The sequence below is a fragment of the Bacteroidetes bacterium endosymbiont of Geopemphigus sp. genome (assembly GCF_002904345.1).
Classification (GTDB): domain Bacteria; phylum Bacteroidota; class Bacteroidia; order Flavobacteriales; family Blattabacteriaceae; genus GSPS2-BC2016.
In genome coordinates, this window is record NZ_PEIH01000005.1 from 13422 (window position 1) to 40329 (window position 26908).

21 protein-coding genes and 4 pseudogenes are annotated in these 26908 nt (G+C 37.0%); 13 read left to right on the forward strand and 12 right to left on the reverse strand.

The genetic code is table 11. From position 1 onward, the window contains the following. Positions 1-41: 41 nt before the first annotated feature. A complete protein-coding gene (locus CS842_RS01345) occupies positions 42-1463 on the reverse strand; it encodes an SUMF1/EgtB/PvdO family nonheme iron enzyme (protein ID WP_103327052.1) in 1422 nt (473 codons plus the stop codon). Between the two features lie 325 nt (positions 1464-1788). Here CS842_RS01345 and CS842_RS07735 point away from each other — a divergent pair. From CS842_RS07735 to CS842_RS07745, 3 genes and pseudogenes are all read left to right on the forward strand, one after another. Then, a pseudogene (locus CS842_RS07735) lies at positions 1789-1926 on the forward strand (type IX secretion system outer membrane channel protein PorV); the annotation flags it as partial. A gap of 38 nt (positions 1927-1964) precedes the next feature. Further along, on the forward strand, positions 1965-2210 hold the full coding sequence (locus CS842_RS07740; protein WP_410468532.1) for a hypothetical protein: 246 nt from the start codon (positions 1965-1967) through the stop codon (positions 2208-2210). 118 nt (positions 2211-2328) lie between these two features. After that, a pseudogene (locus CS842_RS07745) lies at positions 2329-2490 on the forward strand (type IX secretion system outer membrane channel protein PorV); the annotation flags it as partial. A gap of 309 nt (positions 2491-2799) precedes the next feature. Here the strand turns inward: CS842_RS07745 and CS842_RS01350 are convergent. The 3 genes from CS842_RS01350 to CS842_RS01360 all read right to left on the reverse strand — a co-directional run bounded on the left by CS842_RS01350 (position 2800) and on the right by CS842_RS01360 (position 7172). Continuing rightward, positions 2800-3456 (reverse strand): YggS family pyridoxal phosphate-dependent enzyme, encoded by a 657-nt coding sequence (locus CS842_RS01350; RefSeq protein ID WP_103327054.1) that lies wholly within the window; start codon positions 3454-3456, stop codon positions 2800-2802. Between the two features lie 336 nt (positions 3457-3792). Next, the gene (locus CS842_RS01355) at positions 3793-4218 is read right to left on the reverse strand and encodes a hypothetical protein (protein ID WP_103327056.1); all 426 of its coding nucleotides are present in this window, start codon (positions 4216-4218) and stop codon (positions 3793-3795) included. Between the two features lie 1076 nt (positions 4219-5294). After that, a complete protein-coding gene (locus CS842_RS01360; protein ID WP_322746657.1) occupies positions 5295-7172 on the reverse strand; it encodes an ABC transporter ATP-binding protein in 1878 nt (625 codons plus the stop codon). A 98-nt stretch (positions 7173-7270) separates the two neighbouring features. Here CS842_RS01360 and CS842_RS07080 point away from each other — a divergent pair, with 98 nt between their 5' ends. The 8 genes from CS842_RS07080 (at position 7271) to CS842_RS01400 (ending at position 16808) form a co-directional block, all read left to right on the forward strand. Continuing rightward, positions 7271-7465 (forward strand): phosphoribosyltransferase family protein, encoded by a 195-nt coding sequence (locus tag CS842_RS07080; protein ID WP_103327058.1) that lies wholly within the window; start codon positions 7271-7273, stop codon positions 7463-7465. A gap of 798 nt (positions 7466-8263) precedes the next feature. Beyond that, complete coding sequence (secDF, locus tag CS842_RS01370) at positions 8264-11308, forward strand: protein translocase subunit SecDF (RefSeq protein ID WP_241518408.1); 3045 nt, start codon at positions 8264-8266, stop codon at positions 11306-11308. A gap of 38 nt (positions 11309-11346) precedes the next feature. Next, positions 11347-11616 carry a Sec-independent protein translocase subunit TatA/TatB gene (locus tag CS842_RS01375; RefSeq protein ID WP_103327061.1) on the forward strand — a complete coding sequence of 90 codons (270 nt, stop codon included), beginning with the start codon at positions 11347-11349 and terminating at the stop codon, positions 11614-11616. Next, complete coding sequence (locus CS842_RS01380) at positions 11609-12196, forward strand: phosphatase PAP2 family protein (protein WP_103327063.1); 588 nt, start codon at positions 11609-11611, stop codon at positions 12194-12196. The genes CS842_RS01375 and CS842_RS01380 overlap by 8 nt, the downstream gene beginning before the upstream one ends. After that, positions 12193-12681: a SixA phosphatase family protein gene (locus tag CS842_RS01385; RefSeq protein WP_103327065.1), complete on the forward strand. Its 489-nt coding sequence runs from the start codon at positions 12193-12195 to the stop codon at positions 12679-12681. The genes CS842_RS01380 and CS842_RS01385 overlap by 4 nt, the downstream gene beginning before the upstream one ends. Further along, positions 12678-14765 (forward strand): polyphosphate kinase 1, encoded by a 2088-nt coding sequence (ppk1, locus tag CS842_RS01390; protein WP_103327067.1) that lies wholly within the window; start codon positions 12678-12680, stop codon positions 14763-14765. The genes CS842_RS01385 and ppk1 overlap by 4 nt, the downstream gene beginning before the upstream one ends. Next, positions 14752-15648 (forward strand): Ppx/GppA phosphatase family protein, encoded by an 897-nt coding sequence (locus tag CS842_RS01395; RefSeq protein ID WP_103327070.1) that lies wholly within the window; start codon positions 14752-14754, stop codon positions 15646-15648. Before ppk1 ends, CS842_RS01395 begins: the two co-directional genes overlap by 14 nt. After that, positions 15645-16808 carry an RsmB/NOP family class I SAM-dependent RNA methyltransferase gene (locus CS842_RS01400; protein ID WP_103327072.1) on the forward strand — a complete coding sequence of 388 codons (1164 nt, stop codon included), beginning with the start codon at positions 15645-15647 and terminating at the stop codon, positions 16806-16808. Before CS842_RS01395 ends, CS842_RS01400 begins: the two co-directional genes overlap by 4 nt. 52 nt (positions 16809-16860) lie before the next feature. On the opposite strand, the gene rpsA is transcribed toward CS842_RS01400, so the two are convergent. From rpsA to CS842_RS01420, 4 genes are all read right to left on the reverse strand, one after another. Beyond that, positions 16861-18675 carry a 30S ribosomal protein S1 gene (gene rpsA / locus CS842_RS01405; RefSeq protein ID WP_103327074.1) on the reverse strand — a complete coding sequence of 605 codons (1815 nt, stop codon included), beginning with the start codon at positions 18673-18675 and terminating at the stop codon, positions 16861-16863. Positions 18676-18822: 147 nt separating this feature from the next. Further along, entirely contained in the window at positions 18823-19374 is a 552-nt protein-coding gene (locus CS842_RS01410) for an RsmD family RNA methyltransferase (protein WP_103327076.1), read from the reverse strand. Positions 19375-19481: 107 nt separating this feature from the next. Next, positions 19482-19661, reverse strand: a complete 180-nt coding sequence (locus CS842_RS07750) for a DUF3822 family protein (RefSeq protein ID WP_103327078.1) — start codon at positions 19659-19661, stop codon at positions 19482-19484. Positions 19662-19839: 178 nt separating this feature from the next. Next, on the reverse strand, positions 19840-20151 hold the full coding sequence (locus tag CS842_RS01420) for a DUF3822 family protein (RefSeq protein ID WP_103327080.1): 312 nt from the start codon (positions 20149-20151) through the stop codon (positions 19840-19842). A gap of 76 nt (positions 20152-20227) precedes the next feature. On the opposite strand from CS842_RS01420, the gene kdsB reads away from it, so the two are divergent. Next, positions 20228-20965 carry a 3-deoxy-manno-octulosonate cytidylyltransferase gene (gene kdsB / locus CS842_RS01425; protein WP_103327082.1) on the forward strand — a complete coding sequence of 246 codons (738 nt, stop codon included), beginning with the start codon at positions 20228-20230 and terminating at the stop codon, positions 20963-20965. 124 nt (positions 20966-21089) lie between these two features. After that, on the forward strand, positions 21090-21224 hold the full coding sequence (locus tag CS842_RS07565; RefSeq protein WP_195909819.1) for a hypothetical protein: 135 nt from the start codon (positions 21090-21092) through the stop codon (positions 21222-21224). A gap of 377 nt (positions 21225-21601) precedes the next feature. On the opposite strand, the gene CS842_RS07755 is transcribed toward CS842_RS07565, so the two are convergent. The 4 genes and pseudogenes from CS842_RS07755 to CS842_RS01445 form a co-directional block, all read right to left on the reverse strand. Beyond that, positions 21602-21820 carry a rhomboid family intramembrane serine protease gene (locus CS842_RS07755; RefSeq protein WP_430537311.1) on the reverse strand — a complete coding sequence of 73 codons (219 nt, stop codon included), beginning with the start codon at positions 21818-21820 and terminating at the stop codon, positions 21602-21604. An 89-nt stretch (positions 21821-21909) separates the two neighbouring features. Then, positions 21910-23016, reverse strand: a complete 1107-nt coding sequence (locus CS842_RS07090) for a hypothetical protein (RefSeq protein ID WP_241518411.1) — start codon at positions 23014-23016, stop codon at positions 21910-21912. Between the two features lie 365 nt (positions 23017-23381). Beyond that, a pseudogene (locus CS842_RS07760) lies at positions 23382-24425 on the reverse strand (DNA gyrase subunit A); the annotation flags it as partial. A 509-nt stretch (positions 24426-24934) separates the two neighbouring features. Further along, positions 24935-26696, reverse strand: a pseudogene (locus CS842_RS01445) (toprim domain-containing protein). Positions 26697-26908: the final 212 nt, after the last annotated feature.

Sequence of the window (26908 nt, forward strand, 5' to 3'; positions counted from 1 at the left end):
TCTTTTCCTTCGCCCAGGCTTATCTTACACTAAGCGAAAATCTACCCAATTGGTGGATTCTCCTTGATCCATAACGTGTTTTCGGCCCCGGAAGTCCAGTAAACTTCATCACGCCAGGAAGCGCCTTTAATTACGCGCAGACGGTTACTTATGACAGAGGTCCGTTTCTTTTTATCTTTGAGCACTTTTACTTCCCTCTGAGCATCGACAATAAAATTGTGAACGGGCGCGTTGTATATATTCTCTTTCTGATCAGCTTTGGAAGAATTTGGATCAATGGTGGACGCCTTTTCTCCATCACGGTAATCCTTATCGTCTCCTCTTATTTCTTTTCTTACACTATTTACCCGATCGGGATGACCATTTTCAATAATATCCTTTCGATATTCATTGCCACGATGGTAATTAAAATCACTGGTTTTATCATCGATAACAGGACGATAGATATCAGCAGTCCACTCCGGTGTGCCGTACATCCCATACAACCCAAAATCATTAAATGGGTATTTCTTTGCCTGATTGGATATCAATGAACCATCATTAGCCCATCCCGCTATACCGCTGTAATCTCCGCATCTTTTTCCATCATAAGCTCGAATTCTTTGAGCAGAAGGTAATTTTCCTTTATAAGAATTATAAACTCTTTTTTCGGCGAGATCCAAAGCGGCATACTTCCATTCAGCTTCGGTAGGTAAACGAAATTTAGAGACGAGCAAACCATCATACTGCCCCAAATATCTCAAACGGAGATTAGAATCTTTTGAAGATTCGGACTTTAGAAGATCGATTCCTTCAGTGTCCTTATCAAAGAGCTCCCGGGGATTTGATTTATCAATTTGCGTATTGAAATACTTCGCGCCATATACATAATCAGGATTAGAATAAAGATCTTTTAATAATACAACTTTATCCATAAGGATTTTTTCATTGGCTCTGTCCGTTAGCCACTCACAGTAGCGACTGGCTTGTAAGTAACTGATGTTTACCACCGGATAAGCATCGAAGGCTGGATGTGTAAAATAATCTTCCCCAAAGATATCGTTGCTCTCTAATTTGACTTTCTGAAAAGAAGTTTTTGGAAGAGTTCCATAATAAATTTCCGTAAACGAAGGATCTTCTGGGGGAAAGACATATTTAAGCCAGCTTAAATAACGCCTATATTCTTCATTGTTGACCTCAGTATCGCCCATATAAAAATAAGGCACCTGCATGCGAAGGGGTGAATTATTCCAGTCACCTGTAAGATCGTCTTGAGAGCATCCCATAACAAAAGTACCTCCTGGAATTTCAACCATTCCAGACTTCGGGCTATACTTTGTTTTTTTAAAAGAAAAAAACCAATCTCTCGGATCATTAAGCTTCCAACCGGTAATACTTTCGTGTTTTTTTCTGCCAGGGGAGCAAGAAAGTAAGAAAATTATCAGGAGAAAGGGTACTGTTCTTAAGAAAAACGTCTTTGTCACTAAGTTATGATTTTTTAAGCAGCCATTAAAAGGGTCAAAAAGTAGATTACAAATCTAAGCATTTCTCCATTTAGAAAAAAATCAGAGCCAGTAAAGAATAAAAAAGTACTACATCAATAGTAAAAACTTATTTTTGGATATAAAATATGAGAATTAGCTCGTTGATGTTTTCAATAATTTCACACTTATACGTTCCACTATATTTAAAATCTCAAATACCGAGACGTATTATACGAACCGGAACTATTTTCAGCGCATATCCCCCATGCCGTCGGCACGCGAATCGGGGGATATGGATACGGTTACCACGTAGGATGCTTTCTCGAAGTATTGGAATTCGGCAAAATACGCTTTTAGTAAAAATTACTCCTCAGCAGTCATTGCTTATACCCACTATCTGAGTAAAATTACCAAAGATATTTTTCTACTTAACGGGAGCTTTCATACTTTTTTAGATCAATAACAACGCAGCATAATGGGTGCTAGTATTTTTACTTCAAAATAGGTAATGTCGAATTAAGAGAGCTCATAGGAAATGAAATTGTAAACAAAGGCACAGCGAAACCCAATGAATTTTCTCTGGATTTTTCCCACGACATGAAACTCTCAGACTTTTACGCCATGGCAGTAAGCCTGTATTATATAAGATCAGATATATTTAACAGCATGGCTAATTTTGACGCCAATAAATATCAAGATATGAAAGCAGGTAAGTTCCCTGGCAGTGGATCTCGGTGGTTATTATGAGGGGCAAGCAAACAATTATCGAAGATTAAACGGAATGGCGGGTGCGCTTGGGGTTTAATATTAGTAACATAGGACAAAATTAAGCTACTCTTTAAATGAAACACGCGGAGTTTATTTACCCACTAATTTACGTCTGAGAAGCTCTTATGAATTTATTTTCGATGAGGCCAATCAATTCACCATAGGACTGGAATTGAATAAATTAGTTGTACCTACTCCCGTAAAAGACGGTAAAATTCCAGAGAAAAATCTTATGAAGGTAATTACCAATTCATTTTAGTGATGCTCCGGATGGATTTAAAGAAGAACTTCAAGAGATTACTTACAGCCTAGGCATGGAATACCTATTCAACAAAGCTTTTAAATTTATAGGAGGTTATTTTTTACGAGGCTCTTGAAAAAGGTGGTCGACAATACACCACTTTGGGTTTGGGGATAGCTTATAACGATTTCAATCTGGATGTTTCCTATTTAGTACCTACAGGGGCGACAGCTAAAAACAACCAGCTCGCAAACTCTCTTCGTTTTGTGCTGATCTGGAATTTTAGAGGTTCTTCTGATAATTATTAAAACTTCCCGTAAAGCTCTTTTATTGTGTACGCTCGCCAAAGAGTTTGCTGCCTATGCGCACCATGGTACTACCAGACGCGATAGCTAATAGATAATCTGAGCTCATGCCCATAGAAAGAACCTTAAAATTTGGATCATTTTTATTGAGTTCTTTAAAATTTTTTTTCAGTCTATTAAATTCTTCGCACACTTTTTGTTGATCTTCTGTAAAGGAAGCTATACCCATCAAACCCGAAAGTTGAATATGCGGCATAGAGCAATATTCAAAAGCATCTATAAGATCCCTGACTTGCTTAGTGGTCATACCTGATTTTGAAGACTCTCGTGCGATTTTTACCTGTAAAAGACAACGAATGATCCTGGCATGCTTAGCTGCTTCTTTTTCGAGAGTTTGTAAATGTGAGAGTTTTTCTATGCTATGTACCATATATATAAAAGGGGCTATATATTTGAGCTTATTGCTCTGTATTTTACCGATCATATGCCAGCGAATATCCCTGGGTAGTTTTTGATATTTTTCAGTTAATTCTTGAATGTAATTTTCACCAAAATCTCTTTGACCCTCATCATAAAGGGCTATTATAGAGGAGAGGGTTTGTTTTTTAGAAACTGCTATTAATTGTATTTTACTGCCAATTTCTGCTCGTATTTCTTTTAGATTACTTGAAACATTCATAATAGATTCATTCTATGAATTATGTAAACAAAATATATTTAGTTTATTTAGATTGATTTACAATTTATATAAATTATCACAACGAATTCTAAATAATTTACTATTTCCTTTTTTTACATCTCCCCCAAGTGCGATACAGGATATAAATAAAACTGAATATATATTAAATAAACAATCACTAAATAAAATATTAATAAAAAATTCTTACTTATTAATAATACAACATAGTATGTTCATAATTGCTTCTTCAAATAACAATGACATGAAAATAAAGGAATTTTTACTGGCTATTTTCATCGTCATCGGAATATTACTCCTGAAAAGCTTTAAGATTGACTAGGGTAGTTTTATAGCTTGATATGGTGTTTTTAGAAAGGGGGGCTCTATGTATTCTTCCATCCATTCCGTTACAAAGATAGCTTTATCTTTTTCATAAGATCCGCCGAAGAAATCGGCTAGCGTTTTTCTTGCCCATACGCTGTCAATGGTGCGTCTGGCTATATGATCTTCATTCATGCGTTCAAAGAGATAGGCGGAAAGCTTTTCAAGAGTATCGTTGATCAAATCCTTCTGATGAACCGAGGCTATGTTTCTTACACGTTGATTTTTCTTATTCCAGTTTTTGGGGTTGATAAGAATGTAGTTTCGTATCCTGATATCGAGGTTTCGTCCCTTTATCAATTTGAGGTATATATGAGAGGGACTGTCGTTGTTGAGAATTATTAAATTTACGGAAGTAATTTGTCGCTGTTTTGCCGACAAATATGTCTATAATTGCAATAACATGAAATCATGAGCAAAGGAGAATTTTCTTAAAACCTTGATTTTATTGGCATATACTCGCATGAGTATACATTAGTGAATATTCTTATATAGAATATAAATTTGAGAAGATACCTTTTAATATTAAGACTATTCTTTCACCCTATGATAGGTATATTTTTCGCCTTATGGACATTTTTTCTCTCTTGAATAGTATGTTTTTTAAACAACTATTTTAATATACATCATATATCTCCATAGAAAAAGAATCCTGATATAGTAACCTCGGAGGGATTGCAATAAATACACAACGATTATATTTACTATTTCGCTATTAATCGGAACATTAATATTTTAATGAGGTAAATAAAGAAGATAATAAGTGAATTATGCTTATTGCTAATATGTTTCGTAAACATTTTAGGTGTTTAATTTTTAATTCAGAATTAAAGGAATTCCTCACCAACACATAACATATAAAATTTTTCAGAGGAAATAAGTTAAACGTATTCGCAAGGACGGGTTTATTTATCAATATCAATGCACTGATGATATACGAAAAGGCAAAATGTGCTTCATATATGGGAATATGAAGATCAAGTCGAAAAAGCTTGTGAGAAAAAAAAGACGTGAGGCTCATAATCATACAATACATAAGATAAAATGAACTTATAAGATATTATTCTTTTAAGAATAGGATTTTACAATTATACCACTACTCAGAAGATCTCTATCCTTATATCAAACAAGAGAGAAATTCGAGACTTAAGGGATAGTATAGAAGATCCAAGATTTATTTCTAATTGGCGAGCTCGCCAATTAGAAATAAATCACGAATTAACTCGTATAAAATAAGTATAAAATTTTTTTATCCTTTATTTTGATCACCTTGAGGTTATTTATTTTTATAAATGGATTTTTTCGGAAAACTTAAAAAACCTAAATTTGAAAGATTTTTTATAAAGGCTGATCAACCTGAGATAACACTAACACAGGACAAAGAAATTTTATGAAAATTTCAAGCCTGAGCATTATTTTATAATTTTTTATTAAAATCTTTTGCCTTATTTACACTGTTAAAGGCTCTGTAACGAAACCAAACGGTTATACACGCCATTTTTTTCCATGAGCTCCTCGTGTTTTCCCTGTTCCACTACTTTTCCTTTTTCCAGAACGATGATATAATCTGCGTTTTGAACCGTAGAGAGTCTGTGAGCGATAGTTAATGAGGTGCGCTCTTTCATAATGCGTTCCAAGGCTTTTTGAACGGTTTTTTCCGATACGCTGTCAAGAGAAGAAGTCGCTTCGTCAAGAATTATGATCGGAGGGTTTTTCATCACTGCCCTTGCAATGCTCAGTCTTTGTCTCTGTCCTCCGGAGAGCTTATTTCCACTATCGCCTATAAAGGTTTCATAACCATCAGACAATCCTTCGATAAACTCATGCGCATTGGCCGTTTTAGCTGCTTGAACAACATGCTCCTGGGAAGGATTTTCTATACCCAGTGCGATATTGTTAAATACTGTATCGTTAAAAAGAATAGGATCTTGCGTAACCATACCAAATAGCCCCTGGTAATCTTTTATTTTTAACTTCCGGATGTCTTTACCGTCGATAAGAATCTCACCTTCCTGAACATCGTAAAAGCACCCCAGCAAATTGGCAATAGTAGATTTTCCGCTTCCCGATGATCCTACCAGCGCGATACTTTGACCTTGTAAAATCTTCAGATTAAAACCCTTAAGGATCGGATGCATACCATCGTAACTAAACGAAACATTTCTAAAGATGATATCTTTTGTAAAAGCGCTTATGGGTTGAGCTACAGAGCTTTCTTCAATCGGATCTATCGCATCGATAATTTCCATGACACGCGCCGCGGCAGTTCTCCCTTTCTGCAGATTCGACAAAGAGCCGGCTAAATCTTTAGCCGGGTTGATAAGCTGAAAAAAAAGTCCGATAAAGGGTAGAAAAACCTCTGGGGCCATTCCTTTTTTTTCAAGGACGAGTTTGCCTCCATACCATACAATAAAAATCATCATAACCGATCCCAGAAATTCGCTCATCGGCGAGGCGAGTTCTCTTTTTTGATTAGCTCGCGTCATCCATTTTTTCTGTTGCTCTGCAACCTCCATGAAATGCCTTTTCCTTTGATTTTCAGCATTAAATATTTTAATAATTTTAATTGCGTTCAGACTTTCTTCAATAACGGAAAAAAGTTTGCCGAGCTCGGATTGCGCATTTTGCGCATCTCGTTTGAGACTTTTTCCGATTATCGAAATAAGACCACCAATTAGCGGAAGTACGATAAAAGCGAATAATGTCAGCTGATAGCTCATCATCAATAAGGCTGCTAGATGAAAGAGCAACATGATGGGAGCGCTGATCAAATTGGCCAAAGAAGCTACGATGGCGTTTTCGAGCTCATTTACATCATTTGAAATTCGTGAAAGTAAATCTCCCTTTCGACGATTGGATACAAATGAGATGGGCAGGCTGAGTATTTTAGAGTGAAAATCATTGCGTATATCGCCCACTACAAAAGCACGTATGCTTACCATATAGTACTCAGCAAAATAGCGAAAAATATTTCTCAGTAAAAATAAAAAGACCGTAAGCGCGCAAAAGATTGCCAGAGCGTTTATCCTTTCGTAGGTGGAAGAAAATTTAAGTATGTAGTCGTTTATAAGAACTCTTGCAAGAGAAAACGGCCCTGAAAGAGTGTTTGAGGATCTCTCCACGGGTATATCCAGTAATAAGCTAAGCACAGGGACTATAGAAACCACCGAAACTACCGAGAGTAAAGAATAAAAGGCATTAAACAGTATATTTAAAATATAACGAGATTTGTAGGGGGTAGAGTAAGCCAGTATTCTTTTGAGCGGATCCATGCCATTGCTTTGATATGACACAAAAGTAAAGAGAATTCTGGCTTTGCCTTTTTTGTAATACAATTTTTTAAGGATGCTTTCAATACGTTTACAAAAAAAACTATTTCAAAAATTCCTGATTTTCCTAAAAAAGGAATAATTTTTCGTGATATAAGCCGGTTTTGGCCGACGCTAATTTGCACAAAGACATCGTTGAGGAATTCTATAACTGTTCTCAGGGAGAGGTAGATTCGGTCTGTGGAATCGAAAGTCGTGGTTTTTTATTTGGATCTTTTGTAGCTCAACGTTTAAATGTCCCTTTTATGATGATCAGAAAACAGGGCAAACTACCTGGGGATGTGCTCTCACAGACCTAATGAACTGGAGTATGGCCGTGCTACCTTGTATATCGTTGATCTGTGCAGTTTAGCTTCTTAGTAGGACTCCCCTTGTTAGGAGGCCGCGAGAACTCCTGAAGTATTCAAAAGATATTTTTTCTTTGTTATATTATTAGAAAGCTTGATTTTCTTAAAATATTTATATTTTACAGTTAAGAAAATCTGCTTAACGAGCTTGCATAATTACAAATATGTTTTTAATAAACTCCCCTATTTTCCATTGAAGCTCCTGTTGAGGAGCGTACGAATTCCATAGAGCACCTCCCTATTAACTATTCAGGGGAAAGTTGCTCATCAGAAGAGCCTAAAATTGCCGAATCCTTCTTCTTTTATCTCATCATTTTTATCATATTCTCTGGTCATCCAGCAAGCTTGAGAACTCTAGCGAGAGTAATCTTTTCTGAGGATGAAACAAGCTGTTTAAATCAATCTCTTGCCTGGAAAAAGCACTCTAAATACCCATTTGGTATAAATTTTTTCTTCCCATTTTCTAAAAGAAAAATGTCTTTGTCTTATCAGGGGTAAGATTTCTTTAAAGAAATATAAGGTATGTCTAGATCTACTAGAGTTTTTTTTAATAATAAGAGATCTTTAAAATAGCCCTTTATAAAGGTTTCCGATAAGGTATTTTGTGAAAGGAAATGGCTTTTTTATTTGGGTTTTCTCTTTTGTAACGCACAAAAGAATTTTGTTCGGTTTTATTTGTGAAATAGTATAATTGTTTTTAATAAACATTATCAACATAAAAGTGTCGTTCAAATATATTTTTCGTATTTCATGGAATCTAAGATTTATATTTGCTCGTCAATTCATAAAAACCGTAAGGGGATGAGAGAAAGAGGTTTTATTGCATTTGTATCTATTGTATTATCGCTGATTTGTTTGTATTATTTAAGTTTTACTTATTATGCTTCTAAGATAGAAAAACAGGCATCGGCTTATACCAAGGGGAATTCTGAAAAAGAGCAGTACCTGGATTCGATTTCTAAAGACACCACTAATTTTTTATTTCTCGAGTACAATTATGCAGATGCCAAAAATCGTTCCCTTAATTTGGGACTTGATCTCAAAGGCGGTATCAATGTAATCTTGCAGATCTCTGAACGCGACTTGCTTTTGAAAATTTCAGAAAATTCAAAGAATCCAATTTTTATTTCCGCTCTTAATCAGGCTGATAATAAACAAAAAGCCAGCGGAGCTTCCGATTATTTAGAACTGTTTTTTTTGGCTTTTCAAGAGCAGAAAAAGATACAGAAATCTAATATTAACTTAAGCTCTTCAGAGATTTTTGGTAAAAAATCCCTGGTGGACCAGGTTGATTATAGCAGTCCTGATGAAATGGTTGAAAAAGTTATCCGGCAAAAAGTGGAAACCTCTATCGCTACAGCTTATGATGTAATTCGCTCGCGCATAGATCGTTTTGGGGTAACGCAACCCAATATACAGTGCGTGAAGCGCTCTGGTCGTATTCTTGTCGAACTCCCGGGAGTAAAAGATATAGATCGTGTCAAGAAGCTATTGCAAAGCACTGCCCAACTTCACTTTTACGAAGTGTATCAGCCGCAAGAGGTGTACGCCTATCTTGAGTTGCTGAACAAACGTTTTTTACACCGGGTAAAATCTACCAGTTTTTATTCTTCTCCAGAATTATCTAAGAATCGAGTAGAGGCGATCATTGAAAAGAAAAATTTTGCTAAAGAAAAAGAAGCTGTTGATAAAGTAAAGAAGGGAAGTTTTTTTGAATTATTGAATATTCAAAAAGCACTCCGTTTAGGGAATATAGGCCTAGTAGATGCGGAAAATATAGATCTTGTCAATAAAATATTGAGCGATCCCCAGGCAACAGAATTGCGACCTGCTTATTTGCGCAGCGCGAAATTTCTCTGGTCGGCCAAGCCGGAATATACTACCGGTAAAAAAAAATTTACCCTGTTTGCTATCCGATCCGGAGTTGATGGCGCTCCCGCTATAAATGGAGATGTAGTGGTAGATTCTGAAAAGTCCTTCGATCAGTTTAACAAGGTGATCGTTAATATGCGGATGAATTCCGAAGGCTCCAGAGAATGGAGGCGTATTACCGAGAAAAACGTCAACAAAAGAATCGCGGTGGTTCTTGACGATTTAGTATATACCGCTCCGGTGGTGAATACGATGATTCCCGACGGACGCTCGCAGATTTCAGGAAATTTCAGCATTCAGGAAGCGGATGATTTGATCAATGTATTAAGCGCTGGGAAATTGCCTACTCCGGCTAAAATCATACAGGCTGAAATCGTAGGCCCTTCATTAGGCAAAGAAGCCATTCAAAGCGGTCTAAACTCTTCATTTATCGCCTTAGGATCAGTATTTTTATGGATGCTGATCTATTATACCACAGCCGGCCTTTACGCCAATTTGGCTCTTGTATTCAATTTGTTATTTTTATTTGGTATACTCATATCTTTGGGAGCGGTAGTTACCCTTCCGGGTATCGCCGGTATTGTACTAACACTCGCCATGGCCGTAGATGCCAATATCTTGCTTTATGAGCGCGTAAAGGAAGAGCTTCATAAAGGGAAGTCCCTCAGAAAAGCCATTGATGAGAGTTACAGTTTTAAAGGAGCGCTTTCTTCTATTATAGACGGACAGCTTACCACGCTTTTAACAGGTATTATACTATTCATCTTTGGAAAAGGTCCCATACAAGGTTTTGCAACTACCTTGATCATCGGTATTTTTACCTCGCTTTTCTCGGCCATATGGTTGACCAGATGGTTTATAGAATGCCACTTTTCCAAAAAAAAGCATCTTTCTTTTTTTAGCAAGCTAACCGAATATTTTTTGAAAAATATCCACTGGGATTTTCTCTCAAAGCGCAGATATGCCTATATTTTTTCATCGATTCTTATGGTCATCGGATTGATTTCCCTGGCGAGTCGGGGTTTAAATCTCGGGGTAGATTTTGTAGGGGGGCGTACTTATGTTATACGACTTGATCGCGTTCTAACACCTGAGAAAGCTGCTGATCAAATAGGGAGGGTACTCATTGAAAATGGCCGTCATTCCTCACCTGAGGTAAAAGTATTCGGAAAGAGCAACCAGTTAAAAATTACTACCAAATACAAAGCTACTGAAGATAATCCGGAAGTGGATGATGAGCTTGTGGAAAAACTTTATACCGCTTTAAAGTCATATTTACCCGCGTATTTAAGCATGGAAGATTTCAAGAATGTAAATGAAGGGCAATCTTTAGGCATACTCTCTTCGGTAAGAGTAGGACCTACAGTGGCTAAGGATATTACCAATGGGGCTTTTCTGGCTGTGTTCTTTTCGCTTTTGGTAGTTTTCATTTATATCCTTATTCGATTTAGAAAATGGCAATTTAGCCTCGGAGCGGTGATTTCCCTGTTGCATGATGCCCTGGTAGTTCTTGGAGTATTTTCTATCTTTTATGGATTTTTTCCCTTTTCATTAGAGATAGATCAAGCGTTCATCGCTGCTATATTGACAGTAATAGGCTATTCAATTAATGATACTGTTATCGTTTATGATCGTATTCGCGAATATATTTCAGAAAATCCGCGCAGACCTTTTCGAAAAATGACCAATGAGGCGATTAATAGTACCTTAAGCCGTACAATAAATACCTCTTTGATAACGCTTTTTGTGCTTTTTGTCATTTTTGTATTCGGGGGAGAAACTATACGAGGCTTTACTTTCGCCCTTCTGGTAGGCATCGGTTTTGGAACTTATTCATCAGTGTTTGTATCCACTTCCTTGATGTATGATTTTATAAAGCGCGAACTCAAAAAATCTGATAAGCCTTATCTTGAAAAATATTAAGGTAAGTTTTCTAATTTTGAATTAGAAATTTCAAGCCCATGATTTTTTTGTTTATTAGCTTTGAGCAGAGCTTTTTCATACTCCTTGTCGCACTGTTGATCTTCGGGCCTAAAAAAATTCCTGAAGTAGCGCGATCCCTGGGAGAGGGGATAAGACATCTTCGAAACATCACCCAGGAAATTAAACAGCAAATATGGGAGGCCTCAGAGCGCGGAGAGGATTTGAAAGATAAAGTAGAGCAGGAAACGAAAAAGATTACAAAAGAGATAGACGAAACTTTTACGGGTTCAGTTAAACGCGATGATTGAAAATTTTTCTCTTTTAAAAAATCTCTTGAAGGTCGATGAGCGCTTGCTCGTCTATATTAACCATTTAGGTGCGCCTTTTATGGATAATTTTTGGGTGTATATCACTCGTATGGAAAGCTGGTTTCCCGTTTATTTATTGTTGATACTCTTATTTTATCATCTATGGGGCTGGAAAAAGGCATTTTTTATTATTTGTTTTATAGGGGGACTTATTTTATGTGTAGATCAGAGCGCTGATCTCTTTAAATATACCTTTAAAAGGTATCGTCCCTGCCATGAGCCTTCGTTGGTTGAGAAAATTAGATTGATTCAGGGGATGTGCCGCGGATCTTATGGTTTTTTTTCTGCTCACTCAGCTAATCATTTTGCCTTAACGGTATTTCTTGGAAAGCTTTTTCATAGCTTTGGAAAACACCTAAATTTTATTCTTATTTTTTGGGCTTCGCTAGTGGCTTATAGCCGCATATATCTTGCAGCTCATTATCCACTGGATGTAATTTTCGGTATGGGGGCAGGCGCAGTTTTTGGCTATTTTTTTGGAGAGGTGTGCCACAGAAAATTGAATTTTATGACCAGATGAAAGAGCTTATCCTGGTAAGTCATGCGCAAGCCACTAATGGGTCTTATACCTCCGAAAGAGATCGTCAGTTAACGATTTCCGGAATACAATCCTCCTATAGAACTGCTAATTTTTTTCGAAAACATTATCAGGACCTTCCTCAGTTCTGGATAAGCAGTTCGGTAAGTCGCGCGGTCTATACAACTATTGTTTTTGTGCGTGTTTTTCATCCTTTGCCCTTGCTCAGGATAGAGGAATTCCTTTACACATTTTCTCTCGAGGATTTAAAAACCAGTATTCTTTCTTTAGATGATTATCTTCAAAATGTGATCATTTTTGGTCATAAAAGAGCGTTTAGCGATTTTGTAAATGATCTTGGAGATACTCCTGTGGATAATTTAGCTGCCACGGCAGTAGCCTTAATGCATTTTAAAATTAATAGATGGAAAGATCTTTCCGAAAGAGGCCATTTAAAAAAGCTCATTAAGCCTAAATATATTGTATGAGTCATAAAACAGGACATCTTTTAACAAAAGAGGAAAAAGATAAATGCTATATCAATCGTGAAATTGGCTGGCTTCGGTTCAATGCTTGTGTACTACAAGAAGCAGCGGATCCTGAGGTTCCGCTTATAGAGCGCTTTCGATTTTTGGGTATTTTTTCTAATAATCTAGACGAATTTTACAAGGTGCGTTACGCAAGTATTCGTAGAGCAGCTTTACTTAAAGACAGAAAATATAACAATATTATCGATGAGCAAACTCCTGAAGAGCTTCTTAGTGAAATCAATGCTTTGGTAAAAGATCACATGGAGCATTTCGAGCGCTTGTACCATCGTATTTTAGGTGAACTTGAGAATGAAAACATTTTTGTGCTTACTGAGCGCTCTCTTTCTGAAAAGCAAAAACAATTTATAGGGAAATTTTTTCACGAAAAAATCAGCCATCTTATTGTCACTTTTATTTTAGACGATCTCAACGAATTTCCTCATCTTACTGATGATGCTTTTTATTTTGCGGTAAAGATGTGGCGTGCTCAGAAAAAATCGAGGTATGCTCTTTTAGAGGTCCCTACCAATATGTTTTCACGTTTTATTCAATTGCCCTCTGAAGGACATCGTCAATATTTTATATTTCTAGAAGATATCATCCGCTATCACCTCAAGGAGATTTTTTCAATATTTCGTTTTGATAGTATTGATGCCTATGCAATAAAAATTACACGAGATGCGGAACTCTCTCTTGATAATGATCTCTCCAGGAGTTTCCTAGAAAAAATGGCAAGTAGCGTAGAAAGACGTAAAAAAGGCGCTCCTGTTCGTTTGGTATATGATAAAAATATCCCTTACGATACGCTTAATTACCTAACTGAGAAAATGGAACTTGATGAGTATGATAGTATGATTCCGGGTGGGAAATACCACCATCGCAGAGATCTCATGAATTTTCCTGCTTATAACGCCCGTCTGTGTTATGAGAAAATGACTCCATTTTTACCGGTAGCTTTTGACCATGCCAACAGTTACTTTTCAGTAGTGGATGCTTCCGATCAACTTTTGTGTACCCCTTACCACGGCTTTTCGGTTTTTGTAAAGTTTTTGCGCGAGGCCGCTATCGATCCGAAAGTAAGAACCATTAAAATGACGGTATATCGCGTATCAGATGACTCTCAGGTGATGAACGCTCTGATCAACGCGGCGCGTAATGGAAAAAAGGTAATAGCCATGATTGAATTGCGCGCCCGTTTTGATGAAGCTCATAATATCTATTGGGCTAAAAGGCTACAGCATCATGGCGTAGAGATCATATTTGGCGTAAAAGGCTTGAAAGTACATTCCAAAATGTGCTATATAGAGCGTGTTTCAAAGGGAAATCTTAAACGATATGCCGTTACTTCAACAGGGAACTTCAATGAGCAAACCGCCACTTTTTACACCGATTTTATCCTATTTACGGCAGATCCACGCATTACCAGGGAAATTAAAAGAGTGTTTGAATTTTTCGATGCTAACTATAAGTCCTCTAATTATGAACATTTATTACTCTCACCCAATCAAATGCGCCCTAAGCTGGAGGTTTTAACCGAACAGGAAATTGAAAATGTAAAAAAGGGCTTGCCTGCCTATATCAATTTAAAGATGAACAGTTTATGTGACAGACCGTTGATTGATCAATTGTACAGGGCTTCGCAAGCAGGGGTAAAGATTAGAATACAGGCTCGGAGCATCAGCTCGCTTGTTCCTGGGTTGCCTGGATTAAGCGAAAATATCGAAGCCATTAGCTTGGTAGATAGATTTTTAGAACACTCACGCCTGTATTGGTTTGCTCATGGAGGAGAAGACCTTATCTATATTTCTTCAGCCGACTGGATGCCACGTAATCTTGATTTTAGGGTTGAATTATCGATTCCTGTTTATGACTTATCCTTAAAAAAAAATCTGAAAGATATTTTTGAATGTTATTTTAAGGATGATACTAAAAAAAGAAACTGGCCAGATTTACAGAAAAATAATTTAAAAACTACTTCTTTTCGGGCGCAATTTGAAATCTATCGATATTTAAAAAAAAAGCTAAGAGATGAAAATCAATAATTATGCCGCTATAGACTTGGGATCTAATGCTTTACGACTTCTTATCAGCAGTGTTATAGAAAGCCCTTTTGGTGTGGCTTTCAATAAAACGGCATTGGTACGCGCTCCTGTACGTTTAGGTACAGATGCTTTTATGAAAAAAAAGATTTCTGCTGAAAATATAGAACGTGTAGTAGATGCAATGCAATCCTACGCTTTACTTATGAAGGTATACGATGTAAAAGAATACCTTGCTTATGCCACTTCCGCCATGCGCGATGCCCGAAATAGTCAAGAGATCATCGAAGAGGTACGAAAGCGTTGTGATATTAATATAGAGGTGATCGATGGAAGTAAGGAAGCAAATATTATACTCAACACTGAACTAGATGATTACATCGATAAAAAGGGTACTTATTTGTATATAGATGTAGGAGGTGGAAGTACTGAACTTAACCTTTTTCATAAAGGTAAAATTCTTGCTTCTCACTCTTTTCCTATAGGAAGTGTGCGTTTATTAAATCAATTGGTAAAAGAAGATTTTCTATCTTCAAACGTGGCTCCCTGGCTGAAGGAGCGCGATTCAGTTCTTAAAAGCGCTGTTGCTATAGGTTCAGGAGGAAACATCAACTGCTTATTTAAACTCTCCGGTAAGAATGAGCATACGCCTCTTAAGTTTGATGAAGTAAAGACCTGGCGCTCCAGGCTTTCTTTGCTTACTTATGAAGAGCGCGTTTGTCAATATCATCTTAAGCCGGATCGCGCTGATGTGATCGTTCCGGCTCTGGATATATACTACAGTATTATGAAATATGCAGGCATTGAAAAGATTTATATCCCAAAAATCGGTTTGCCTGATGTTATGATCCAACAAATTTATTGGAATAAACCGGAAATAGTGTGAATATTCATCATAATAATTTAATTCAAGGAATTCTTGAAGGATTGCGAGCTATATTATTTGAATATCGGTACGCTGATAAAGTGGTAAGGCATCTTCTAAGGAAAAATCGTCTTTGGGGGCGTCGTGACCGATCCCAGGTAGCTACGGTTATCTATGATATCGTTCGTTGGAAAAGGCTTGTGAAGGTTATGGCAGGTATAGAGCATTTAACCGAGGAAAATATTCACTTGCTCTTAAACTATTGGCTCGAGAGAAAGGGACGTGTTCCTACGCTCTCTGAGAGAGCTGCTTTTCCGAGAGCTATAGCCTTATCTATACCCGATACGTTAGATACTCTAGGAATGAATGAATTGAAAACTCGTTGGCCTTTGGAAATGGAAGCGCTTAACCAAATTGCCAATACAATCATTCGTGTCAATACACTCAAAATAGACCGGAAAAGCCTCCAGGAAAGACTTTTTGGAGAAGGGATCATTACAGAAACCTTGGAAGAATATCCTGAGGCTTTGCTGGTAGAGGGTCGAAAAAATTTGGTCGGAGCCAAATCTTATCGGGAAGGGCTTTTTGAAATTCAAGATGCTTCCTCACAAAAGGTATCTCATTTATTAGATGTTAAGCCGGGTATGCAAATTATTGATGCTTGCGCTGGTGCCGGAGGCAAAAGTCTACATCTTGCCGCGCTTATGCAAAATAAAGGTCACATTATTTCTATGGATATTTCCAAAAGTAAACTTATTGAATTGAAAAAAAGAGCTTATAGAAATAAGGTATATAATATCCAGACTTTTTGTATAGATCACTCGGATACACAAATACCATCGTTTTATAATTATGCCGATCGTTTGCTTTTAGATGTGCCTTGTTCTGGATTAGGCACTTTGCGCCGCCGTCCGGATCTTAAATGGAAATTTAGTAAATCTCAACTTGAAAGAATTCTTATTTTACAGGCTTGTATTTTAAAAAAATACACTCCTATGCTCAAAAAAGGAGGAAAAATAGTGTATGCTACTTGTTCTATTCTTCCTTCAGAGAATAGAAAACAGATTAACCAATTTTTAAAAGAGTTCCCTGACTATCGTTGTCTTTCGCAAGAGGAAGTCTCCCCTGCGCAAAGTACTCATGATGGTTTTTTCATGACGTTAATTGAAAAAGACGCATAAAATATAGAGATCTTAAGACCTTTATATTTGAGAATATACTTAAAGAAATGACTCAATTATTTCTTTCCATTTGTTTTTTAAGCTTAGCAAGTCCATCAAGATCTCCTAAGGTGGATTTCTCAACGCGTTGCTTTTTCATGACCTCATCAACATTCTTTTTCTCTTCATCGCGGAAGGTGGAGGTATGAGCTACTACGACCCTCTTAAATTCTTTACTGAATTCTATCACTTTAAAAGGCAGCTCCTCGTCTTTTTTTGCACGTGTTCCGTCTTGTTTTTCAAGATAACGAAAGGGGGAAAATGCTTGAATATCCTCATCTTCAAATTGAATAGTTGCGCCCTTATCAAATAAATCAGTAATCTTACCGATGTGAATGCTATCAAGGGCATACTTTTTCTCATAAATCTCCCAAGGATTTTGATTCAATTGTTTATGCCCTATATTCAGGCGTCTACTATTGATATCGAGCTCCAAAACTACAGTCTCTATAGAATCGCCTACTTTGAAAAGCTCTGAGGCATGTTTTATCTTTTTAGACCACGATAGATCTGAATTGTGCACCATACCATCTACCCCTTCCTGAAGTTCTACAAATATGCCATAATTAGTAAAATTTCTTATAATACCTAGATGTTTTGAACCTGCTGGGTATTTATTCTTAATATCAATCCAGGGATCTGGTGTAAGTTGCTTCATACCCAATGACATCTTTCTTTCCTGACGATCAAGCGTAAGTATAACACCTTCTATAACATCATCTACTTTTACAAAATCTTTTGCTAATCTCAATTGACTAGACCATGACATTTCAGATACATGCAAGAGGGCTTCCACTCCTGGATGCTCTTCGATTTCTACAAACGCACCGTATTCAGTTACGGCTGTTATACGACCTTTTATCTTATCTCCAGGTTTAATATTTTCATCTAGATTATCCCACGGATGTGGAAGAAGCTGTTTCATACCGAGTTGTATGCGATTTTTCTCTTCATTGAAATCCAGAATCACTACTTTAACCTCCTGGTTTATCTTAAGTACCTCTGAAGGGTGATTGATGCGTTTCCAGGAAATATCGGTATGATGCACCAGACCATCCACACCTCCCATATCGCAGAAGGCACCATAACCGGTAATATTCTTCACCGTAGCAATGATCACTTGTCCGGGTTGAAGTTCGGACATAAACTTCTTTTTCTGCTTTTCGATGTCCGCTTCTATAAGGGCTTTATGAGATACCACGATATTTTTGAACTCATGATTAATTTTGATGATCTTGAATTCCATCGTTTTATTATAAGCCTCCGTAAAGAAAGCTTCAAAATTTGAAAGTGGCTTATGATCGATTTGAGAACCGGGCATAAAAGCTTCTATATGATCAAGCACCTTAACAATCATTCCGCCTTTGGTGCGCCCGGTAATTTTTCCGGTAATGATTTCACCGTTTTTATAGGCCTCTTTGGCACGCTCCCAAGCGCGCAAAGTTTTCGCTTTTCGATGAGAAAGAATGAGTTGGCCTTTATGTTCGCGCTTTTCCACCATTACATCGATGACATCACCTACTTTAAGATGGAGATTGTCACGAAATTCGTTTAGGGAAATAACACCTTCAGATTTGAAATTGATATCTACGATGACCTCCTTTTCAAGAATCTTAGTGACCACTCCTTTAAGTATTTCATGTTCGTTAATAGTGCTCAGATTCTCGTTATAGAGGGCCTTTATTTTTTCTCTTCCTTCTTTTTCTTCACTTTTTATGCCACTTTCATGAACGCTCCAGTCGAATTCCTCTAATGGAACATTTATGTTAGAATAGATATTTTTTTCAGCAGTGGTCTTTTTTTTGATTTCTTCTGTCTGTTCAGACATGTTTTCGAGGGTATTTTGTATCCTGATCTTTTTCCTTAGAATATTTTTTACGAGGGAAAATAAGGAAAATCAGAAGAGCGTTAAAATGTTATATAAAAGTTTTTCTATTCATAAATTTCCCGAAAAACTCCTGCGAATCTAATCATTTTATTCCTTTTCAAAAAAACTTAAATGAACTCCTCCATATTTTTTCGTATAGCTTGTATAAAAGGGAACGTCAGGAACTTTCCATCGACCTGAGTGTTCTAATATCAAGCAACCGGTTTCTTTTATCCAGTCCTTATGCAGAAGAGTTTTAATCAGATATTGCAATTTTTCAGCTGAAAGATCATAAGGAGGATCCGAAAAAACCAGATCATAAGGTTTTAAAGGCATCCTACTGAGAAAAACAAAGACATCTTCTTGAAAAACTTTGCACTGTTCTGTAAGCTGAAATTTCTCTAAAGTGCTCTGAATATATTGTACGCAATGAAAATGGCTGTCTACTGCCTGTACCTCTAATACGCCTCTTGAGGCGAATTCACAAGTAATATTTCCTGTTCCACAAAATAAATCTAGTATAATAAGATTCTCTAAATTTCGTTTATGCGATAGAATATTGAAAAGTCCTTCTTTGGCTCGATCTGTGGTGGGACGCAAAGAAAGATTCTTAGGTGGCGTAAGTTTTCGACCCTTTAGTTTTCCGGAGATAATTCGCATTCTAATGGGGATAGTAGATGGTAATAGGTCTGTAAAATTTCGGTTCTAACAAGTAAATAGCGACGAATATTTCCTCCATTTCATATTCATATTACCTAAATAGTAAGCTAGCAATTCGAAAACGGCATCGTGAGAGCAAATATGTCCACCAATGTATAACCTGGAAGTTTATGCAGACTAAGGCTCCAGCGCTCTGCAGCAAAAAGCACATAGTAGAGTATTTCTTCTGGAGTATGATAGATAAAATCATTGTAAAGCAACAATTTTTTTCCTTTGAATATTACCATATCAAGCTACCCGGGGTAAAAAAATAAATGCATTTTCATATTATCCTCTTTACAAGCCAAAGAGGATAATAGCAGAGTACCAAAATGAAAAAGGGAAAATCTGGCATATCTTTTTTTTATCGATTATTCAAGCCTTTCGACATAGCTAAAAATTAGCTATGTACCATAGGAAGGAAGATCATTTTTTTTTCAAAGGCGTACGTGCTTTTAAAAAAGCGTTGAACTCCAGCAATTCTTCCTCTCGCTCTTCTTTACAAAAGACTTCTGGAACAAGCACTTGCCAGCCATTTATAAAACTTATGGCAACTTTTTCAAAAGATTCGTTGAGATGCGGATATCGCTCTATATGCTCTTGCATTTGAGTTATCTGCTCATCAAGGGACATCTCATCACACCAGAATCGACCTTTATGCCTTATTTTATTACCTTGTACAGTACTAATAAGAAAAACCCATTGCATCAAAGCGAATAGAAAACATGTAGAAAGCATGATATGGTTTTTTTGCTTAAATTTTTAGATTTAAAGCACTGTAAAAATAATGCTATTTTTGTGAAAAACACATTTTATGAGGTGCATCGCAGCTATACCGGCACGTTACCAGGCCAGTCGTTTTCCAGGAAAGCTTATGGAGAGGCTTGGTGAGAAAACCGTGATTAGAACTACTTACGAAAGAGTTTCCGCCATGGAATTATTTGATGAGATTATGGTAATTACCGACAGCGAGGCTATTTTTCATGAGATGAACAGCCATGGTGCCAGGGTATTGATAAGTCAAAAACAGCACCATACGGGAACTGATCGCATCTCGGAAATTGCTGAAGATCTAGAGGCTGATATCATTGTTAATGTGCAAGGCGATGAGCCCTTTATAGAGCGCAGGGCGCTCGAAAAGTTGTTAAAGGTTTTCAAGAAAGATATTAAGGGGGATATTCAGCTCTCTACCTTGGCGCATCCCTTAAAAGATCCTTTCGATATTCAAAACCCTCATCGGGTGAAGGTGGTTACAGATAAAAATGACTTTGCTCTCTATTTTTCGCGTTCGTCTATCCCATATTATAGAGAAGGTGAAGAAAGAGCAGATTACTTAGGACATATAGGTGTGTATGCTTTTCGCAAACAAGCTCTCATAGACTTTACCAGTTTACCTATATTAGCTAATGAAAGGGCTGAGCGGCTTGAATGTTTACGTTTTCTTGAGCACGGACGTAAGGTAAAAATTGTGAGAACTACCTATAAGGTTATAGGTATTGACACTTTAGAAGATTTACAACGCGCCCGAAAGAAACTTCTTTTTTATAAATAAAAAATATGTTAAGTGTTATCGTGAAAATCACGGCAAAATCTTAAAAAGCAGAGGAGGTTAAAAAAAGTTTATCAGCACTGGTTGTGCCCCCACCCGAAAAGAAGAAGGTTGTATTCAATACGATTTGCATCAGAGTCTGGAGGATCAGAGTATTTTCTTTTTCTACGAAATCTTGGAGAGTAAAAATCATTTAGGCCTTCATTTAAATAGTAAACATTCTAAAGAATTTTCACAGTATATAGAAGATCTATTTTTTTAGTAAAATTATAATATTTATCATTTATTTATTTCAATAAACAACCAGTAAATTACCGGAAGAAGCGCCAGCATAATATTATAATTTATTGATGTAAAACAGCTCAGGAAAGGTCCCTAATGTAGGTAAAAGTCCTGAAACTGCTCCTCTCAGGTAAGCGCTGTATCTTGTATTTCCCAAAGCATTGCGCATTCCGAAAATATAGCTTGGGTAAGCTAAATAAGCGACCGAAAATAACCAGCCGGGCAAGGCAATGGGAAGCGAAAAACCATCATTTTTAAATTCGGGTCATAGCTATCGCAGCATAAAGAATGCTGCTAATCGCGCTCCGGAAGCCCAGATAGCGCTATAGGAGGGTCTGTTTTTTTCTGTATAGAGACTCAGAAGAGCCACCCCCCCAGTATAGATCCGAAATAAATGAATAAAAATAAATTGTTGGAGAAATGATTGATCACCACCGGTCCAAAAAAATAGAGTGTGAGCATATTAAAAAAAAGATGAGCCCAATCAGCATGCAAAAAACCTGAAGTGAGTAACCTTTCGCATTGCTTTTTCTCAAGGATAGTGCTTATATTAAATTTATAGCGATTGAAAAAAATTCATTTTTAAAACCTTTTATGATTATTGTCCAAAGTATAATATGTGCTTGATTCCATTTTTATAATCTTAAACTGATTTGTTCTCCTTTTTAATCCCTTTCGCTTTTTTTACTAGAGAAATTTTCCTCTTTCTCTTTGAAAAGTTCATTTATTTTTATCGATCGTATAGTCATTTTAGAGAGCACTTTGCCTTTGGTCTTAATATTTTTTACGGGCGTAAATTCAGTAAGGCGTATTCTTTGAGAATTCTTATCTTCTGTATTACTAGAGGTAAAAATGAGCTCGATATGCGCCTCGGAACATGAAGAAATCCATTGTATGAAAGATTCTCTATGATTTTCTATAAAAAAAGCCTTTGGGTTTGCTTTTTCATCTATTAAAAAACGTTTAAGAAAATAATTATTTTTTTCTCCGTCGAAGTAAATACAGGAAAACACTTTTCCGGGTTGCCATTTCTCTAAAAACAAAGGCTTTTCAGTGAAGGATCGTCCCAAATCTATGCGAATAAGCTCTGCTATACCCCTTGGCGATAGAACCAGCAATTGATCCTCTCCTTGAAAATTTCCTAATAGTTTTCCAACTCCTTCACTATTGAGAGAGTAATTTTCTTCATTAAACCATATTTCCCGAGCCGATAGGGTAGAGGTGCCATAGCTTTTTAAGCTTATTTTTCTTACCGGATATTTTGTTAGCAGATTACCCTTGGCGTTTTTTCCCTTAATGAGCAACTGGGCAAAATCTATAGTAAAAGATTGTTTTTTAACGCGTGATCCACCTTTTAAGTATATATCCACTTCGGATTCTCCATTGGTATTGGCTGAGAAGTAAAGCACTTTAGAGCCTTCTTCAGCCTGTATGAGTTGATATTGATTATCACGTATTAATCCGGTGGCGGTGAATCGCTTCATAAAAACAGGACCTTTTTTCCCGTGTCGATAAATCATATTATAAATAGTTCGCTCATCTTTCTTCTTCCATAGACCAACATATAAGATATCTTTGCCTACAAATGCCTTTTCTGATACGCGTGTAATCATCATTACTCCGTTTTTTCGAAAAATGATCACCTCATCCAAATCAGAGCATTCAAACAAAAATTCCTCTTTTTTTAGTGTCGTTCCGATAAATCCTTCTCGGTAATTTATATAAAGATTGATATTGGGCAAGGCAACGCTCGCCAGGTGTATATTTCTCAAAACGAACGATTTGTGTTTTTCTCTCACGGGTTTCGCCGTATTTCTTACGAAGATTATTAAAATATTTTATAGCATAATCTGTAAGATAAGCCAGATGTCTTTTCGTTTGAATAATCTTTATCTCAAATTTTTTAATGATTTCTTGTGATTTATCCAGATCAAAACGTGAAATTCTTTTAATGCGTATTTAGGTCAATCGACTTAAATCTTCTTTTCGGTAACCTCCCGAAATAGTTTCTTCGTATTGGGTGCCAAACCTTTATGGATGCCGTTAAGCACACCATCCCAGGTTTCTTGCTCCTCAATTTTGCGATAGATCCACTCCTCGATAAAGATGTGTTCAAGACAAGCTGAATGCCAGGCCCCTCCTGGGCATCATGCAAAGTGATCTCCAATTCCTTTCTAAGCAACGATACGGTATGATCTATAGTTTTTCTGAGGATATCAGAGACTCTGAGGAAGAGCGCGGTTTTTCTTCGTCGATAACACCAGGCTTTTGGCGACACGGAGATCTCACAATCGGTAAAGGCATAGAGAGCTGAGATGGTTTTCTGCACATCACTTCCCGAAGCTAGATGTATGAGAACTTCGACCTTATCAGAGGTGTTGTCTTCGATTTTATGAATTTTAATCTTGCCCTTTTCATTTGCTTTAATAATGGATTCAATAAGGGAAGGTGTAGAAGTTCCAAAAGGAATTTTATTGATGATCACAGCTGGTTCAAGCTTTTTTGTCGAATAGCAAGCGCTCGAATTTTTAAACGACCGCCTCTTTGTACGTCATTGTATTGGCTGATATCTATAAGCCCAGCGGTAGGAAAATCAGGATAAAGTTCGAATTTTTTTTCACATAAATGGGCGATGGTCGCATTAATTAGTTCATTGAAATTATGAGGAAAAATTTTAGTGGAGAGCCCTACAGCAATACCTTCAACTCCCTGGGCTAAAAGAATGGGGAATTTTACTGGCAGATAAACCGGCTCTTTATTTCTTCCATCATAAGAAGACTGCCATTGGGTAATTTTCGGATCAAAGAGGACCCTCCAGGGCAAAAGAGCTCAGACGCGCTTCTATATATCTTGCCGCGGCAGCGCGCGATCTCCTGTATAAATATTGCCCCAGTTCCCCCTGTATCGATTAGAAGTTCTTTTTTCCCGATTTGCACCATAGCGTCAGCTATAGAGACATCGCCGTGGGGATGATACTTCATAGTATTTCCTACCACGTTGGCTACTTTATTATAGCGGCCGTCCTCAAGAGTTCCCAGAGAGAATGCATTACCCTTCTCTGTACGGGTTTAAGACCATCGTAAAGGGAAGGAATAGCGCGTTCTAAAATAACGTAGGAAGCATAATCGAGAAACCAATCCTGATAAAGATCAGAGATTTTAATATGTTCAATAGGAGGCATTTGCGCTTTATCTGTGTGTTTTCTGTATGATTTTCTTCAATGAGTCTTTGAGGGTCTGAATTTGATTTTCATTCAGATAACTAGTGTTGTGCGTTGACTTAATATAACCGGATGGGGGGATGATATATAAAGGATAAGGTTTTTTTCAGGATAAAGTTTTCGATCTTAAAGTCAAGCAGTTTATCTTCGGGAACTTCAAGTGGAATTCCCTCGAGGGAAAAATTTCGTTAAAAACGAATTGGGGTTTCTTACGTTGATTACTTTTCCTTCGCTATCGTAGATAAAATTCGGATGACCTCTCAAGTTCCAGAGCAATAGAAGTAAGAATGAAGTCTAGCATATTTTAAAAATATATTGTCGTTGGAATCTGTATTTAATAAAATAGACAAAGAAAGAGCAATCAGAAGCGTGCATAATAGAATAAAATAGACCATATCTGCTTTCCAGATGATCTTTGTATTGTCAATTTTTATAAGAGTGATTTTTAATTTGACTTTATAGTAGTTTCTTCAAACATTTTCTTTTTCTATTTTCAAGTGATCGATGATAAAATTTTGTCTTTCAGGAGTGTTTTTGCCCATATAAAAACTCAATAACTTTCTGATTTCTGCTTCTTTATCAGAATTTACCGGCTCTAAGCGGATATCTTTTCCGATGAAATGCCTAAATTCATCTGGCGAAATTTCGCCTAATCCTTTAAAGCGCGTGATTTCAGGATTTTTCCCCAAACGTTCCAAAGCTTTAAATCTTTCAACATCGGAATAGCAATAAACTGTTTCTTTTTTGTTACGTACGCGAAATAGCGGGGTCTGCAGGATATAGAGATGGCCTTTTTGCGCGAGTTCCGGAAAAAACTGTAAAAAAAACGTAATCATAAGCAAGCGTATATGCATGCCGTCCACATCGGCATCGGTAGCCAATACCACTCGCTTGTAACGCAATTCTTTTAAACCGTCTTCCATATTTAAAGCCGCTTGCAAGAGATTGAATTCTTCGTTTTCATAAACGATTTTTTGACTCAATCCATAAGTATTTAATGGCTTTCCTCACAAGCTAAAGACTGCTTGGGTTTCTACATCCCGGCTTTTGGTAATCGAGCCACCACTAGCTGAATCTCCTTCGGTGATAAAAAGTGTGCTTTCTCGCCTTCGAATAGCTTTTAAGTTATTATAATGTTGACGGCAATCGCGCAATTTTTATTGTGTAGATTGGCTTTTTTATTGCGCTCTCGTACAATTTTTCGAATGCCAGCCAATTCTTTCCGCTCCCTTTCTGAAGAAAGAATTTTTTTATGGAGAGATTCGGCAGTTTCAGAATTCTTATGAAGAAAATTATCCAGTTCTTTTTTAATAAAATCTCCCATAAAAGAGCGGATGGAAGGCAAATCGGGCCCCATATCATTTGAACCAAGTTTGGTTTTGGTTTACGATTCAAAAATCGGGTCGATAACTTTTATGCTAATCGCCGCGATGATGCCTTTTCGGATATCCGCCGCTTCATAGTTTTTTTTGAAAAACTCGCGCGAATCGTTTTCACAAGGGCTTCGGGCGAAATACGCTTTGGTGCGTGCCTCCCTGAGAGGTGTGTACTGTCCGTTGACGAAAGAGAGGTATTCCTCTTGTGAGGAGCTTTCGCGATGTGTAAGGGCGAGTTCTATATCTCCGCCACGGAAATGTATCAGTGAATAGCTGACATTCTCACTTATTACCCGTTTCAATAGGTCTTTTAAGCCATTTTTGGAAAAAAAACTTTTTGCTGTTAAACATCAAAACCAGGCCGGGATTCAGACAAGCGTAATTTTTGAGCATTTGCGCAATGTAGTCAGTACGAAATCGTAAATCTCCAAATATCTCATTTCTTTTTCCATCACGTATGGAACTTGCTTTAAAGTTAATAGAAAGGGCATTGACCGCTTTAAGACCTACCCCGTTAAGTCCGACGGATTTTCTAAATACCCTAGAATCATACTTTCCTCCGGTATTGATTTTGGAAACTACATCAATGACCCTTCCTAAAGGGATACCTCGTCCATAGTCCCGAACACAAACTTCTTTCTCATCAAGAGTGATTTCTATAATCTTAGCGTTTCCCATGACATACTCGTCCACAGCATTGTCAATAACCTCCTTAATGAGTGTATAGATTCCGTCATCAGGTGCCGACCCATCGCCAAGCTTTCCGATGTACATACCCCGGGCGCAAACAAATATGCTCCTGCCAGCTGAGCGTGCGTATATGTTGTTCAGTATATTGAATACTTGATGATGACATTTTCTATTGATAAATTTTTTTCATAGAAAAAACAGCGTTTACTTTTTTTAAATTTTTGACTAGAGCGCTTTGAATTTTTTATATGCTTTTAAAGCATCACAGATAATCCATTGATGTTTCAAGAACATACATAAATTAAAAAGTAAGTCGATAAGGTCTCACAAAATTTTTATTTAAAATCGTTTCGTTCGAAACGTATAGATAAAAAATCT

Excerpts from the sequence above, each read along its gene's own strand:
- CS842_RS01350 (WP_103327054.1), bottom strand. The coding sequence starts at position 3,456 with ATGAATGTTTCAAGTAATCTAAAAGAAATACGAGCAGAAATTGGCAGT.
- secDF (WP_241518408.1), top strand. The coding sequence starts at position 8,264 with ATGGAATCTAAGATTTATATTTGCTCGTCAATTCATAAAAACCGTAAG.
- CS842_RS01375 (WP_103327061.1), top strand. The coding sequence starts at position 11,347 with ATGATTTTTTTGTTTATTAGCTTTGAGCAGAGCTTTTTCATACTCCTT.
- CS842_RS01380 (WP_103327063.1), top strand. The coding sequence starts at position 11,609 with ATGATTGAAAATTTTTCTCTTTTAAAAAATCTCTTGAAGGTCGATGAG.
- CS842_RS01385 (WP_103327065.1), top strand. The coding sequence starts at position 12,193 with ATGAAAGAGCTTATCCTGGTAAGTCATGCGCAAGCCACTAATGGGTCT.
- ppk1 (WP_103327067.1), top strand. The coding sequence starts at position 12,678 with ATGAGTCATAAAACAGGACATCTTTTAACAAAAGAGGAAAAAGATAAA.
- CS842_RS01395 (WP_103327070.1), top strand. The coding sequence starts at position 14,752 with ATGAAAATCAATAATTATGCCGCTATAGACTTGGGATCTAATGCTTTA.
- rpsA (WP_103327074.1), bottom strand. The coding sequence starts at position 18,675 with ATGTCTGAACAGACAGAAGAAATCAAAAAAAAGACCACTGCTGAAAAA.
- CS842_RS01410 (WP_103327076.1), bottom strand. The coding sequence starts at position 19,374 with ATGCGAATTATCTCCGGAAAACTAAAGGGTCGAAAACTTACGCCACCT.
- CS842_RS07750 (WP_103327078.1), bottom strand. The coding sequence starts at position 19,661 with ATGGTAATATTCAAAGGAAAAAAATTGTTGCTTTACAATGATTTTATC.
- CS842_RS01420 (WP_103327080.1), bottom strand. The coding sequence starts at position 20,151 with ATGCTTTCTACATGTTTTCTATTCGCTTTGATGCAATGGGTTTTTCTT.
- kdsB (WP_103327082.1), top strand. The coding sequence starts at position 20,228 with ATGAGGTGCATCGCAGCTATACCGGCACGTTACCAGGCCAGTCGTTTT.